The following is a 14,354-nucleotide window of genomic DNA, read 5'->3' as shown; positions in this document are numbered from 1 at the left end:
GCCGCTCACTCCACCAGCAGGAACACGATGGCCGCGACCCCGATCACGACGATCGCGCTCCGCAGCACCGCGGGCGACAGCCTGCGCCCGACCTTCGCGCCGAGCAGCCCGCCGACGATCGAGCTGACCGCGATGATCCCGACGACCCTCCAGTCGACCGGTGCGACGACGGCGTATATGGCCCCCGCGACGATGTTCACGACCGAGGCCAGGGTGTTCTTGAAGGCGTTGAGCCGCTGCAGCGGGTCCGCGAGGAGCAGCCCCATCACCCCGACCAGCATGATCCCCTGCGCGGCGGTGAAGTAGCCGCCGTAGACCCCCACCAGGAACACCAGCAGGTAGAGCACCGGCGAGCCGGACCGGTCGGGACGCGGCCGGTCCCGCAGCCGGCGGGCCAGCAGCGGTTGCACGGCGACCAGCAGCACCGAGGTGCCGACCAGGACCGGCACGATCGTCTCGAACGCGTCCGGCGGCAGCGACAGCAGCAGCGCCGCACCGACGACGGCCCCCAGGAACGACGCGACGGCGTACTTCGCGAGCCGGCGGCCGTGCCCGGCCCACTCCCTGCGATAGCCGACGGCGCCGGTCACCGACCCCGTGATCAGGCCGATGGCGTTCGACGTCGTCGCCGTCACCGGCGGGAAGCCGAGCGCCACCAGCACCGGGAAGGTCACCAGCGTCCCGGACCCGACGACGGTGTTGATCAACCCCGCCCAGAGTCCGGCCAGCGCGATGACCCCGACCTCCCACCACTGCATCGGGCCACCCTACGAACCGCCCGGCGGACGACCCGCCGCCCGTGTCTGCGTAGGGCTTACGCACAGTGCGTAGGTTGCTCTACGACGTGCGTGGCATGATCCACGCCGTGACCGTCGACGACCCCCGCTGGGCCGCTCCCCCGGCCCCGGCGCGACGGACACTGGACCGCGGGTCCGTCGTCGCCACGGCGCTGCGCCTCGCCGACACCGACGGCCTGGCCGCGGTGTCGATGCCGCGGCTGGCCCGGGAGCTGGGGTCGGCGCCGATGTCGCTGTACCGGCACGTGCCCGGCAAGGACGCGCTGGTCGACCTCGTCCTGGACGCCGCGCTGGGCGAGCCGCCGGACCTGGCGGGCTACGGGCTGCGGCTGGGGTGCGAGATCTGGGCGTCCGCCCTGCGCGAGGTGCTCGACGAGCACCCGTGGGCCGTCGGGCTGCTCGCCGGTCCCCGCGCCACCGGCCCGGCCGAGTGCGCGTGGTCGGAGGCGCTGCTCGCGCACGTCGTCGGGGCGGGGCATGCGCTGCACGCGGCCGTTGAGGTGCTGCACCTGCTGCACGGCTACGTGCGAGGGGCGGCGGCCCTGGCCGGGGACCGCCTGCCCACCCTCGACGACGTCCGTCGCTCCGGCCGGTCCGAGCAGCTGCCGGTGCTGTCCCGGCTGCTCGGCGGCGCGGTGGTGCGGGGACCCGGTGGCGGCGAGCCGCTGTTCGAGTCCGGGCTGCGTCGCACCCTCGACGTCGTCGAGGCCGGGCTCCGGCCCTGATCAGCCGGCCGTACCGAGCTCGAGGCGCGGCCAGTCGGCCAGGTCGCGCAGCAGCTGCCGGTCGTGGGTGGCGACGACGACGGCCGCCGAGGTGTCCCGCACCATCGCGGTGAGCTCGTCCACCAGCCGCGCCGACAGATGGTTGGTCGGCTCGTCGAGCAGCAGCGTCGTCGGGCGCGCCGCGAGGGTCACGGCCAGGTCGAGCCGTCGGCGCTGCCCCTCCGACAGCCGTCCGACCGGGGTCCGCAACGCCGCCGCGTCGAGCAGGCCGTGAGCGCCGCCGCCCGCCTGCTCCAGCACGGCGCGCGCGGGCCACCGCGGGTCGAGCACCGCGGTCTCCTGCCCCAGCCGGACGACCCGGGCGCCGCGCGAGGTGCGCACCGCCCCGGCGTCCGGGTCGAGTGCTCCCGCCAGCACGGCGAGCAGTGTCGACTTCCCGGCACCGTTCGGCCCAGTCACGAGCAGCCGGTCGCCCCCGTCGAGGACCAGGTCGACCGGGCCGGCGAGGCGGTCCCGCACGCCGATCCCGTACGCGCGCAGCTGTGGCGCCCCCGGTCGCACGTCGAGGTCGGGCCGGCGCAGCCACGACGGCGGCACCGGCACGTCGACCCGGTGCGCGTCGAGCTCGGCGCGGCGGCGGTGCAGTGCCTGCACCACGCCGGGGGCCCGCGACTGGCGTGCGTGCTTGCCGGTCCCCTTGTCCGGGCGCCAGCCGGTCGAGAGCCGGTCCCGGGCGGTGGCGACGGCGTCGGCGAGGCGGCGGTGCTCGGCCCGCTGCTCGCCGTACGCGGCCTCCCATGCGCTACGGGCCCGGTCGCGGGCGGTCACCCAGCCGTCGTAGCCGCCCGCGGTGAGCCGGGGCGCGCCGTCACGGGTCGGGTCGAGGTCGCAGAACTCCTCGGCGACCTCGCGCAGCAGGGCTCGGTCGTGGCTGACCACGGCGAGTCCGCCCGGGTACGCACGCAGGGTGCGGGTCAGGAAGTCCAGACCGCCCGCGTCGAGGTGGTTGGTGGGCTCGTCGAGGAGAAGGACGTCGTGGCGGACGCCGAGCAGGCACCCCAGCCGCACCCGGTGGCGCTGCCCCACCGACAGCGTCTCCAGCGGCCGGTCGCGGTCGGTGCAGGCGCCGAGTGCCTCCAGCGCGACGTCGATGCGGCGTTCGGCGTCCCAGGCGTCGAGCCGGGTCGCGGTGTCCAGGGCGGCGGCGAACCGGTCGTCGGCGCCGGGCGCACCGTCGGTGAGCGCCACGGTCGCCGCGTCGAGCTCGCGCAGCACCGTCCGCGGGGCGGCGAGCGACTCCGCGGTGAGCGTGCCGACGGTCTCGCCGTCGCGGGCGGGCACCTCCTGGCGGACCAGGGCGACGGTCCCGGCGCGGTGCACGGTGCCGGAGTCCGGGACGAGCACGCCGGCAAGGACGTGCAGGAGCGTGGACTTGCCCCGACCGTTCTCCCCGACCACGGCGAGGCGTGACCGGGCGGAGACGGTGAGGGTCACGCCGGCGAGGACGCGGTGCGATCCGCGGGTGACGACGACGTCCTCGGCGCGCACGTGGGCGGACGCGCCGGCGTCGAGGGCGGGCAGGAGGGACGAGGGTTCGGGGGTGGTGTGCACGAGAGGCTCCGCGGCATCCGAGATCGGAGCCGGGCAGCACAGAATGCGCCGCCCGGCGGGGACCGGGACGGCGGACGCGGTGGTTGCTTCGCGGGACGAAGAGGTGGGCGCCGCCGTCAGCGGGCGGTGCGGACCTTCTGCGACCAGATGCCTCGTGCCATGGTTCGAGCCTACCCGTCGGCAGGTGGGCGCGTCGTCCGGTTTCGGGCGCGCTGCACCCGCACGAGCTCAGGAGGACCGATGCCCGCCCGTGCCATGCCGTTCCTGACCTTCCAGCCGCCGCGCGGCCCGAGCGCGAGCGAGGCGAGGGAGTTCTGGACGTCCCTGTTCGACGACGGCGAGATCGTCTCGGTCGCCCACCGGTCCGACGCCCCGACCGCGGTGGTCCTCGCCGAGTTCGTCGTCGCCGGGCGGCGGCTGCGGTGCAGCGACGGCCCGCCGGTGCACCAGTGGGACTCACCCCCGCCGTCTCGCTGTGGGTGGACTGCGGGTCCGGCGACGAGCAGAAGCGGCTGCTGGGCGCCCTCGCCGCCGGCGGGGGTGAGTTCATGCCGCTCGACGACTACGGCTTCGGCCCCTTCGCCTGGGTCGAGGACCGCTTCGGCGTGTCCTGGCGGCTCGCCTCCCCGGCGGCCTGAGCAGCGCTCAGATCCCCCCGCGGACGCGCCCGCAGCAGGACGACGACCACGACGACCTCGCTGCGATCCCGGAGCCGCTCCACGACACCACCCTGCCCGATCGACGCGATGCCCAGAAGGGCTCGACGGGATCAGAAGGGCGCGAGCACGGCATCGTGGTCGGCTGCGGCGGGCAACGGATCGGTGAAGGCCCGGTAGTCGAACGGCTGTGTCGTCGCCCGGCGACCGCACGGTGCCACCCAGGTCGGACTGCCGTCGCGGCCGGCGAGCACCTGCCAGCCCGGGGCGTCCTTCAACGCGTGATCGGCCGGGCACAGCCCGAACAGGTTCTCCGCGCTGGTCGCCCCGCCCCGGCGCCCCAGGGGCGATGATGGTCGAGGTCGCGGACCCGGCGGCTGCAGGCGGGGCCACGACAGGTGCAGTCCCGTGCCCGGACGTGGTCGGCCATCGCAGCCGGCGGGCGGTAGCGGGTGCGGCCGACGTCGAGCAGCGTGCCCGACAGCGGGTCGGTCACCAGCCGCTGCCACACACCGCCTGCGGCGAGGGCCCGGGCGAGGTCGGCGGGGACCGGACCGTGCCCGACCAGCTCGGCCGGGGCCGCGCCACCCATCAGTGTGCTGGGCGGGACCACGACCTGGATCAGCGGACGACGACCCACCGCCTCTCCCGGGTCCGGCTTCGCCGCGAGCACCTGCGCGACCGCGGTGAGCAGGGTGCCGTCCTCGGCGGCCGTACCGGCCGCACCGAGCGCGTCCCGGACCGTGCCCACGTCGGTGAGCGTCAGCGTGCCCTGCAGCAGCTGGTGGGCGAGGTCGACGCGCTTCCGGTCCAGGGTCCGGTCGTCGCACGGGTCGTCGAGGGAACGCGCGAGCCGGTCGACGCACTGCCACGACGCCTCGACCTGCGTGGCGGTGCCGCCCAGCCACAGCGAACCCATTCCGTCGTCCCCCGGGGAGACCGACATCCGCCGCTCCGAACGGGCCCGTTCGTGACGCTCGCGGGCGCCGTCCGGGTCGATCCGGGCGATGTGGCGGCGCAGCCGGTCCCGGAGCAGCCGCCGGTGCGCCTGCGGGGCGCCCGGGAGGACGGCGGCCTGCACCCGGCGGGCACGCTCGTCGTCGAGCACGAGGGTCGACGACGAGATCGCCTCGGCGGCAGCCTGGTCGATCCGCCCCGACTCCCACTCCGCCAGCCCGGTCGGCATCCCGGCGTACATGCCCAGGAATAGGAAGAGGAACTGCACCGTGCCGAACCCGAGCCCGTAACCGGCGAGCCAGCGCAGCGGCACCCGCGGCCGCGGTACGAGCAGCGCCGTCGGAACCGCGAGCACGAGCATCCGCAGCCCGGCGAGGAACAGCGGCCGGAAGTGCTCCAGCCCGACGTGGATGGCGATGAAGTTGGCGTCCCACAACACGGCGACGACGAGCAGACGGTCCCGAACGGTCACGGGTCCACGCTGCCGCCCTCTGACCGTGCAGACCAGCGGTGAGAAGTGAAGCGATGTCGTAGCGTTCCTTCATGGACGTGCGTCGGCTCCGGATCCTGCGCGAGCTCGCCGACCGCGGCTCGGTCACCGCCGTCGCCGCGGCACTGAACTTCACCCCGTCCGCGGTGTCCCAGCAGCTCAAGACCTTGTCGCGGGAGGCGGGGCTGGAGCCGACCGCGCCGGACGGGCGTGGTCTGCGGCTCACCGCGGCCGGGCTGGCCGTCGTCGACGGGGCGCAGGAGGTGCTCGACGCGCTGGGCCGGCTGGAGGAGACCGCCGCGGGACTGCGCGAGCAGCCGCTGGGGACGGTGCGGGTGGTGTTCTTCCCGTCCGCGGCCCGGCTGCTCCTGCCCGGGCTGCTGCACCGGGCGTCCGCCCATCCCGGGCTCGCGCCGTCCTGCCGGGACCTCGACCTGCGCCCGGAGGAGGTGCCGGCCGCGGCGGCCGACGCCGACGTCGTCGTCACCCACCACGACGAACGGCTCGACCCGTTCAGCACCGGCCGGCTCACCGTGCACCCGCTCCTGCGCGAGCCCCTCGACGTCGCACTCCCCCCGGACCACCCGCTGGCCCACCGTGCCGAGGTGCACCTGCCCGAGCTCGTCGCCGCCGACTGGATCTCGGTCGCCGTCGGCTGGCCGGTCGACGACGTGCTGAGTTCGCTGTCCCTGGTGACCGGCACCGTGCCGCGGGTGGTGCAGCGGATCAACGACTTCTCGGTCACCGAGGAGCTCGTCGCGCACGGCCACGGCGCCCGGCTCGCGCTGCGCCCGCTCGCCGGGGTGCGGGCCGCCCGCCTCGTGCGCGCCGTGACCCGCGGTGCGGTGACCCGGCCCGCGGTACGGCTGGCGCTCGACGAGCTCGCCGCGGAGGCCGCGGCCGTCAGAGCAGCCGGGTGACCTTGTTCAGTCCGGCGTAGCGGACCGGGGTGACCCGCACGGTCGCACCCGAGTACGGGGCCTCCAGCATCTTGCCGTCGCCGAGGTAGATGGCGATGTGGTGGGTGCGACCGCCCTCGGCCCAGGACAGCATGTCCCCGCGCCGCATGTCCGAGATCGGCACCAGGCGCCCGGCGTTGGCCTGGTTCCCGCTGTAGCGGGGCAGGTAGATGCCGACCCCGGCGAAGGCGAACTGCATCAGCCCGGAGCAGTCGAAGCCGACCTTGCGGAAGTCGCCGTGGGCGTCGGCGACGCCGCCGTCCCGGATGCCGCGGGTCGGTCCGCGCGTGTTGCCGCCGCCCCAGGCGTAGATCGTGCCGAGCTGGGCCATCGCCCGGTCGATCACGGTCTCGATCGCCGCCGTCCCGGTGCGCCGCGGCGCGGGACCCTCGGACGGCGCGGACTCCTGCGCGACCCGCGACGCCGCCTCCTCCCGGGCCCGCCGGTCGGCCTCGGCCTGGAGCCGGGCCTGCTCGGCCCGCCACGCCTCGTAGCGCTGGCGCTGGGCGCGCAGCCCGGCGTCGGCGTTCTCGGCGGCGTCGAGCCGGGACTGGACGTCGGCGCGTTCGGCGTGCACCGCGTCGAGCCGGGTCTGCTGGGCGTCGGCGGCCGCGACGGCCTCGTCGACGGCGACGTCGGCCGCCGCGGACGCCTGCTCGGCGTCGGCGCGGCGCCGGTCGGCCTCCTCCTGCGCCGCGCGGGCGAGGGAGTCGGCGTTGGCCTGGGCGATGCGGGCCTGCTGGAGCTGCTCCAGGACGGCGGACTGGTCCTCGCTCAGCGCGTCGGTGAGCCGGGCCCGGTCCATCAGGTCCTGCGGGTCGGTCGCCCGGGAGAGCAGGCCGAGCGGGCCCAGGTCGAGGCCGTGGGTGTAGACGTCGCCGACGAAGGCGTCGATCCGGGTCCGGGCGTCGTCGACGGCGCGGCCCGCGGCCTCGGTCGCGGCGCGGGCGTCGGCGGCCCGGGCCGCGGCGGTCTCGGCCTCGCGACCGGCGGCGTCGGCGGTGTCCCGGGCGGCGAGCGCCTCCTCGTTGCGCCCCGCGACCTCGATCTGCAGCCGCTCGGCCTGCGCGTCGAGCTCGGCGAGGCGGGCGGTGAGCCTGCCGACCTCGGCCGCCCGGTCCTGCACCGACTGGCGGCTGCGCTCCAGCTCGTCGTCGCCGGGGTTGGGCGGCGGCGGGGGCGGAGGCTGCGCCGGGAGCACCGCGGCAGCAGGCACGGCAGCGGTGGGTACGACGGTCGCGGCCGCGCCCACCCCGGGCGAGGCCAGCGCGACCGCCACGAGCACGGCCACCACGACGAGGGTCGCCGACGGCTGGCGCGTCACGGGGAGGTCCTTCCGGGGAGCGGGGCGGGATCGACTGGGAACTCGGCTGGGAACTCGAGTGGGAACACTGCCACTCGTGTCACCCGAATCCCGTGCGACACACCGGACCCGTCCATCACACGAGCGACCTCACGCCCCCGACGGCTCCGCGCCTCCGGCCACACCCGGCTCGCCAGGCTTATAGGACAGGCGTACTGTTTACCTCACGAGGGTCCGCGCTGCTGCCGACACGGCGGTGCGCGAGACTCCGACACGACGCAGGTGAGCACCTCCTCCCCCGCGAGGCGGGGCGGGGCGGGCTCACCGCACCGGACATAGCGACCGCCCACCACCACGGGAGGACCACCAAGTGGCCAGCACCGACAGCTTCGGCGCCCGAGGACAGCTCGACGTCGGGGGCACCGGTTACGAGATCTTCCGGCTCTCCGCGGTGGAGGGCTCGAAGCGCCTGCCGTTCAGCCTGAAGGTCCTGCTCGAGAACCTGCTCCGCACCGAGGACGGTGCGAACGTCACGGCAGACCACATCAACGCCCTGGCGAACTGGGACCCGCAGGCCGACCCGGACACCGAGATCCAGTTCACCCCCGCCCGGGTGATCATGCAGGACTTCACCGGCGTGCCCTGCGTCGTCGACCTGGCGACCATGCGCGAGGCCGTGACCGAGATGGGCGGCGACCCGTCCAAGGTGAACCCGCTCGCACCGGCCGAGCTGGTCATCGACCACTCGGTGATGATCGACTTCTTCGGCACCGCCGACGCGTTCGAGCGCAACATCGAGTTCGAGTACGGCCGCAACAAGGAGCGCTACCAGTTCCTGCGCTGGGGCCAGGGCGCCTTCGACGAGTTCAAGGTCGTCCCGCCCGGCACCGGCATCGTGCACCAGGTCAACATCGAGAACCTGGCGCGCGTGGTCATGCCGCGCAACGGACAGGCCTACCCCGACACCCTGGTCGGCACCGACTCCCACACCACGATGGTCAACGGCCTGGGTGTGCTGGGCTGGGGCGTCGGCGGCATCGAGGCCGAGGCCGCGATGCTCGGCCAGCCGGTCTCGATGCTCATCCCCCAGGTGCTCGGCTTCAAGCTGACCGGCGAGATCCCGACCGGCGTGACCGCCACCGACGTGGTGCTGACGATCACCGAGATGCTGCGCCGCCAGGGCGTCGTCGGCAAGTTCGTCGAGTTCTACGGCGCCGGCGTCGGCGCGGTGCCGCTGGCCAACCGCGCCACCATCGGCAACATGAGCCCGGAGTTCGGCTCGACCGCGGCGATCTTCCCGATCGACGAGGAGACCGTCCGCTACCTGAAGCTGACCGGCCGGTCCGCCGAGCAGATCGCGCTGGTCGAGGCCTACGCCAAGGAGCAGGGCCTCTGGCACGACCCGGACCACGAGCCGGTCTACTCCCAGACCCTGGAGCTCGACCTGTCGACGGTCGTCCCGTCGATCGCCGGCCCGAAGCGCCCACAGGACCGCATCGAGCTGACCGACGCCAAGCCGGCGTTCCGCAAGACCGTGCACGACTACACCGACGACGGCGTGGCCCCGAGCCCGCTCGCCGGCGTCGACGAGTCGTCGAACGAGTCGTTCCCGGCCAGCGACGCCCCCGCGCTCTCCTTCGCCGACGACGATGCCGCGCCGATCATCATGTCGGCGGCCGACGGCTGCGAGGGCCGCCCGTCCAAGCCGGTCACGGTGAAGTCCGAGACGCGTGGCGAGTTCGTGCTCGACCACGGCGCCGTCGTGATCGCCTCGATCACCTCGTGCACCAACACCTCGAACCCGAGCGTCATGCTCGGTGCCGCGCTGCTGGCGCGCAACGCCGTCGAGAAGGGCCTGACCACCAAGCCGTGGGTCAAGACCTCGATGGCCCCGGGCAGCCAGGTCGTGACCGACTACTACGAGAAGGCCGGTCTCTGGCCCTACCTCGACAAGCTGGGCTACAACCTGGTCGGCTACGGCTGCACCACCTGCATCGGCAACTCCGGCCCGCTGCCGGAGGAGATCTCGGCCGCGGTCAACGACAACGACCTCACCGTCGTCTCGGTGCTCTCGGGCAACCGGAACTTCGAGGGCCGGATCAACCCCGACGTCAAGATGAACTACCTGGCGTCCCCGCCGCTGGTCATCGCCTACGCGCTGGCCGGGACGATGGACTTCGACTTCGAGACCCAGCCCCTGGGGCAGGACTCCGAGGGCAACGACGTCTTCCTCCGCGACATCTGGCCCTCGACCGAGGACATCAACGACGTCGTGGACTCCTCGATCACCTCGGAGATGTTCACCAGGAGCTACTCCGACGTGTTCCGCGGCGACGACCGCTGGCGCGCGCTGCCCACTCCCGAGGGCCGGGTCTTCGAGTGGGACCAGAAGTCCACCTACGTCCGCAAGCCCCCGTACTTCGAGGGCATGAAGGGCGAGCCGGACCCGGTCACCGACATCTCCGGCGCCCGCGTGCTCGCGCTGCTCGGCGACTCGGTCACCACCGACCACATCTCGCCGGCCGGTGCGATCAAGCCGGGCACCCCGGCCGCGCAGTACCTGGACGAGAACGGCGTGGAGAAGAAGGACTACAACTCCTTCGGCTCGCGGCGCGGCAACCACGAGGTGATGATCCGCGGCACGTTCGCGAACATCCGGCTGCGCAACCAGCTCCTCGACGACGTCTCGGGCGGCTACACCCGCGACTTCACCCAGGACGGCGGACCGCAGGCGTTCATCTACGACGCCGCGCAGAACTACGCCGCGGCCGGCACCCCGCTGGTCATCCTCGGCGGCAAGGAGTACGGCTCCGGCTCGTCGCGTGACTGGGCGGCCAAGGGCACCGCGCTGCTGGGCGTGCGCGCCGTCATCGTCGAGTCCTTCGAGCGGATCCACCGCTCGAACCTGATCGGCATGGGCGTGATCCCGCTGCAGTTCCCCGAGGGCGAGTCGGCGAAGAGCCTCGGGCTCGACGGCACCGAGACCTTCGACATCGCGGGCATCACCGAGCTGAACGACGGGAAGACCCCGAAGTCGGTGCACGTGACCGCGACCAACGAGTCCGGCGAGACCGTCGAGTTCGACGCGAAGGTCCGCATCGACACCCCCGGTGAGGCGGACTACTACCGCAACGGCGGCATCCTGCAGTACGTCCTGCGGGGCATGCTGAAGAGCTGACGCGCGCAGTACCCACCACCACACGGAGCCCGTCCCCTCGCCGAGGGGGCGGGCTCCGTCGGTGCTGCGGGGCCGTTCGGGGCCCGTCCCTACGGACGGGCCCCCAGGTCGCGGGAGATGCGCCGGGCGGCGTCCGCGGCGGCGCGGCCGTGGTCGTCGAAGACGTCCTCGGCCATCCGCACCGTCGGACCGGACACCGACAGCGCCCCGACCGGTCGCCCGTCGGGACCGAGGAGGGGGGCGCCGACCGCGGCGATTCCGTCGGAGAGGCCCTCGGGGTTGACCGACCATCCGCGCTCGCGGACCTCCGCGATCCGGGTCCGCAGCCGGTCGGGGTCGACGACGGTGTGCCGGGTGGACGCCTCCAGCGGACCGGCGATGTAGGCCTCGACCTCCGCCGGACTGCACGCGGCGAGGTAGGCCTGCCCGGTGGCCGAGGCGTGCAGCGGGATGCGGTGACCCAGCGGCAGGAACGCGCGCAGCCGGTGCGCGGTGTCCAGCCGTTCGAGCAGGACCAGCTCGCGACCGTCCGGGGCCGCCAGGTGCACGGTCTCCCCCGTCGTGAGCTGCAGCTCGTGCAGGACCGGGAGCGCCACCGCGCGCAGGCCACCGGCGTCGCGGGCCTGGTTGCCGACCGCGAACGCGCGGTAGGTGAGCCGCCAGCGGGCGGTGTCGTCGCTGACGCACCAGCCGACCTCGGCGAGGGTGTGCAGGATCCGCTGCACGGTGGACTTCGGCAGCGCGACGGTGCGGGCGAGGTCGGACAGCCCGACGGGCTGACGCTCCCCCACCGCCTCCAGGACGCGGACCGCGGAGACGACGCTGGTGGTCGGAGCCATGAGCGGTGTTGACCTCCCCCGTTCGGGCGACCTAGTGTCCGCCCCAGACGGTCCACTCTACGAACCACTGTGCCATCTGATGGACCGATACGACAAGCGCGTACCAACGGGGGTAGGCATGGCGGTGCAGACGGTGCAGGTCGTCACGCTGGTGGTGTTCGCGGCGGTCTTCGTGATCGCCGAGGTCCGCCGGTCCCACATCGGGGTCGTCATGTTCGCGGCCGCCGCAGGCATGGGCGTGCTCGTCGCGGGCCTGCCGCTCGACGACGTCGTCGCGGGCTTCCCCGTCGACATCCTCGTCCTGCTGGTCGGGGTGACGTTCTTCTTCGGGATCGCGAAGGCCAACGGCACCATCGGCCGGCTCGTCGACCGGGCCCTGATCGGGGTCGGTGACCGGACCGGGGCGCTGCCGCTGACGTTCTTCGTGCTCACCGGCGTGGTGTCGGCGATGGGCTCGCCACTGGGCGGTCTGGTCATGGCACCGATCGGGATGAGCGTGGCCCACCGGCGCGGGATCGACCCGATGCTGATGGCGCTGGCCATCGGGACCGGGCTGTCGGCGGGCGGGTTCGCACCGACGTCGCTGTTCGGGATCGTCACCTGGGGCACGGCGTCGGCGGCGGGCATCGCGCTCGACCCGCTGACCCTGTTCGCGGTCGCGATCGTCGCGAACCTGGTGCTGCTGGCCGCGTCCTACCTGATGTTCTCCGCCCGCAGCCGGGTCCCGGTCGCCGCCGGCGGCGGCCGGCCCCAGGAGCCCGGAGAAACCGAGCCGCCGGCGCGCGAGCCGTTCACCGCGACGCACCGGATCACCGTCGTCGCGATGCTCGGCCTGGTCGCGGCGATCGTCGTGCTGGCGCTGCTCGACGCCGAGCCCGACGTCGGAGTGCTCGCCTTCGTCTTCGGCGCGGTGCTGACCCTGATCGACCCGGACAGCGGCCGCGGTGCCCTGAAGGAGATCGACTGGTCCACCGTGCTGCTGGTCGGCGGCATCATCACCTACGTGGGCGTGCTCCAGGAGATCGGCTCGGTCGACCTGCTGGGCGACCTCGCCGCGAGCCTCACCGTCCCGCTGCTCGCCGCGCTGGTGATCTGCGCGGTGTGCGGGCTGGTGTCGGCGTTCGCCTCGACCACGGGCATCCTCGCCGCGCTGGTGCCGCTGGCGATCCCGCTCGTGCAGCAGGGCGGGCTCCCCGGCTGGGCGCTGATCTGCGCGCTCGGGGTCTGCTCGTCCATCGTGGACGTGTCGCCCTTCTCGACGGTGGGTGCGACGCTGGTCGCCACCACCGTCGACGAGCAGGAACGCCCCCGCATGACCGCGCTGCTGACCCGCTGGGGCCTGTCCATGGTCGTGATCGGCCCGCTGGCCTTGGTCGGCGCCCTCGTACTGCCGGCCATGGCCGCGTGAGAAGGAGATCCTCGTGTTCCTCACCTCCCTGACCGAGCCGCGGGACCTGGCGCGGGCCGTCACCGTCGGCGACGACGTGCTCTCCCGCTCCGAGCTCGTCGACCGGGCCGGACGCGTCGCCGCCGGGATCCCCGACGACGGCCCGGTCGCGGTGCACGCCACCGCCTCGATCGACACCGTCGTCGCGATCACCGGCGCGATCATGGCCGGGGTGCCGGTCGTGCCGGTCCCCCCGGACTCGGGGCCGGCCGAGCGTGGGCACATCCTGACCGACTCCGGCGCCACCGCCTGGGCGGGACCGCGACCCGACGGCGTCGACCTGCCGGTCGTCGTCCCCGGCGCACGACCGCTCACCCCGCGCCCGGTCGACCGGGCCGCCACCGCGATGCTGCTCTACACCTCCGGCACCACCGGCCGCCCCAAGGGCGCGCAGCTGTCCGGGGCCGCGATCGCCGCCGGGCTGGACGCCCTGTTCGAGGTGTGGGACTGGACCCCCGAGGACACCGTCGCCCACGGTCTGCCCCTGTTCCACGTGCACGGCCTCATCCTGGGGGTGCTCGGTTCACTGCGCCTCGGGTCGCGGGTGGTGCACACGGTGAAGCCGCAGCCCGCCCGCTACGCCGCGGTCGACGCCTCGATGTACTTCGGCGTCCCCACGGTCTGGAACCGGATCGTCGACGAGCCCGAGGCCGCCCGCGCCCTGGGCCGGGCCCGGCTCCTCGTCTCCGGCAGCGCCCCGCTGCCCGCCTCGCTGTTCGACCGGCTCGCCGGCCTGACCGGGCAGGCGCCGGTGGAGCGCTACGGCATGACCGAGACCATGATCACCCTGTCCGCGCACGCCTCCGGGGAGCGTCGCGCCGGATGGGTCGGCCTCCCCGTCCCGGGTGCCCAGACCCGGCTGCTGCCCGCCTCCGACGACGCCCCCGCCACCGTCCCCGACGACGGCGAGACCGTCGGCCGGCTCGAGGTCCGCGGCCCCATGCTGTTCGACGGCTACCTGAACCGGCCCGACGCGAACGACGAGTGCTGGGCGGGCGAGGGCTGGTTCCGCACCGGGGACCTCGCCGTCCGCGACCCGGGCGGGTTCCACCGCATCGTCGGCCGCGAGTCCACCGACCTGATCAAGTCGGGCGGCTACCGGATCGGCTCCGGCGAGATCGAGGCCGTGCTGCTCGACCACCCGGGCGTCGCCGAGGTGGCCGTGGTCGGCGCCCCCGACCCCGACCTCGGCCAGAAGATCGTCGCCTACGTCGTCGGCGACTCGCGTGACGGGCAGGCGCTGATCGACCACGTCGCCGGGCAGCTGTCCTGGCACAAGCGTCCCCGCGAGGTCGTGTTCGTCGACGCCCTGCCGCGCAACGCGATGGGCAAGGTCCAGAAGAAGCTGCTCGGCGCCTGACCCCGGATCCCCGGATCGGGCGCGTCCGCGGG

General features: G+C 74.0%; 12 protein-coding genes. 6 read left to right on the top strand and 6 right to left on the bottom strand.

Going from position 1 to position 14,354, the window contains the following annotated elements:
* Positions 1-5: 5 nt before the first annotated feature.
* Positions 6-758 (bottom strand): sulfite exporter TauE/SafE family protein, encoded by a 753-nt coding sequence (locus XF36_RS09255; RefSeq protein ID WP_060711671.1) that lies wholly within the window; start codon positions 756-758, stop codon positions 6-8.
* Positions 759-832: 74 nt separating this feature from the next.
* On the opposite strand from XF36_RS09255, the gene XF36_RS09250 reads away from it, so the two are divergent.
* Positions 833-1,522 (top strand): TetR/AcrR family transcriptional regulator, encoded by a 690-nt coding sequence (locus XF36_RS09250; RefSeq protein ID WP_145981318.1) that lies wholly within the window; start codon positions 833-835, stop codon positions 1,520-1,522.
* Here the strand turns inward: XF36_RS09250 and XF36_RS09245 are convergent, their stop codons facing one another.
* Positions 1,523-3,133: an ABC-F family ATP-binding cassette domain-containing protein gene (locus tag XF36_RS09245; RefSeq protein ID WP_060711669.1), complete on the bottom strand. Its 1,611-nt coding sequence runs from the start codon at positions 3,131-3,133 to the stop codon at positions 1,523-1,525.
* A 449-nt stretch (positions 3,134-3,582) separates the two neighbouring features.
* Here XF36_RS09245 and XF36_RS33925 point away from each other — a divergent pair, with 449 nt between their 5' ends.
* Positions 3,583-3,771 (top strand): VOC family protein, encoded by a 189-nt coding sequence (locus XF36_RS33925; protein WP_238589192.1) that lies wholly within the window; start codon positions 3,583-3,585, stop codon positions 3,769-3,771.
* A gap of 131 nt (positions 3,772-3,902) precedes the next feature.
* On the opposite strand, the gene XF36_RS32295 is transcribed toward XF36_RS33925, so the two are convergent.
* On the bottom strand, positions 3,903-4,067 hold the full coding sequence (locus XF36_RS32295; protein ID WP_168169485.1) for a hypothetical protein: 165 nt from the start codon (positions 4,065-4,067) through the stop codon (positions 3,903-3,905).
* Positions 4,064-5,218, bottom strand: coding sequence for a DUF222 domain-containing protein (locus XF36_RS09235; protein ID WP_060711668.1), 1,155 nt, complete (start codon positions 5,216-5,218; stop codon positions 4,064-4,066). Before XF36_RS09235 ends, XF36_RS32295 begins: the two co-directional genes overlap by 4 nt.
* A 71-nt stretch (positions 5,219-5,289) precedes the next feature.
* On the opposite strand from XF36_RS09235, the gene XF36_RS09230 reads away from it, so the two are divergent.
* A complete protein-coding gene (locus XF36_RS09230) occupies positions 5,290-6,156 on the top strand; it encodes a LysR family transcriptional regulator (RefSeq protein WP_060711667.1) in 867 nt (288 codons plus the stop codon).
* Here the strand turns inward: XF36_RS09230 and XF36_RS34975 are convergent.
* A complete protein-coding gene (locus tag XF36_RS34975) occupies positions 6,140-7,519 on the bottom strand; it encodes an NlpC/P60 family protein (RefSeq protein ID WP_060711666.1) in 1,380 nt (459 codons plus the stop codon). The genes XF36_RS09230 and XF36_RS34975 overlap by 17 nt on opposite strands.
* 349 nt (positions 7,520-7,868) lie before the next feature.
* Between XF36_RS34975 and XF36_RS09220 the strand changes: the two genes are divergently transcribed.
* The gene (locus XF36_RS09220; RefSeq protein ID WP_060711665.1) at positions 7,869-10,676 is read left to right on the top strand and encodes an aconitate hydratase; all 2,808 of its coding nucleotides are present in this window, start codon (positions 7,869-7,871) and stop codon (positions 10,674-10,676) included.
* Positions 10,677-10,765: 89 nt separating this feature from the next.
* Here the strand turns inward: XF36_RS09220 and XF36_RS09215 are convergent, their stop codons facing one another.
* The gene (locus tag XF36_RS09215; protein ID WP_060711664.1) at positions 10,766-11,515 is read right to left on the bottom strand and encodes an IclR family transcriptional regulator; all 750 of its coding nucleotides are present in this window, start codon (positions 11,513-11,515) and stop codon (positions 10,766-10,768) included.
* Between the two features lie 118 nt (positions 11,516-11,633).
* Between XF36_RS09215 and XF36_RS09210 the strand changes: the two genes are divergently transcribed.
* Positions 11,634-12,923: an SLC13 family permease gene (locus XF36_RS09210; RefSeq protein ID WP_060711663.1), complete on the top strand. Its 1,290-nt coding sequence runs from the start codon at positions 11,634-11,636 to the stop codon at positions 12,921-12,923.
* 13 nt (positions 12,924-12,936) lie between these two features.
* Entirely contained in the window at positions 12,937-14,322 is a 1,386-nt protein-coding gene (locus XF36_RS09205; protein ID WP_202968497.1) for an acyl-CoA synthetase, read from the top strand.
* The last annotated feature ends 32 nt before the right edge of the window (positions 14,323-14,354 follow it).

Origin of the sequence: Pseudonocardia sp. HH130629-09 (assembly GCF_001294645.1) — a bacterium.
Taxonomy (GTDB): Bacteria; Actinomycetota; Actinomycetes; order Mycobacteriales; family Pseudonocardiaceae; genus Pseudonocardia.
This window is presented reverse-complemented; position numbering and strand designations above follow the sequence as displayed.

Coding starts and splice junctions, on each gene's coding strand:
- XF36_RS09215 (WP_060711664.1), bottom strand. CDS start 11,515: ATGGCTCCGACCACCAGCGTCGTCTCCGCGGTCCGCGTCCTGGAGGCG.
- XF36_RS09210 (WP_060711663.1), top strand. CDS start 11,634: ATGGCGGTGCAGACGGTGCAGGTCGTCACGCTGGTGGTGTTCGCGGCG.
- XF36_RS09255 (WP_060711671.1), bottom strand. CDS start 758: ATGCAGTGGTGGGAGGTCGGGGTCATCGCGCTGGCCGGACTCTGGGCG.
- XF36_RS09230 (WP_060711667.1), top strand. CDS start 5,290: ATGGACGTGCGTCGGCTCCGGATCCTGCGCGAGCTCGCCGACCGCGGC.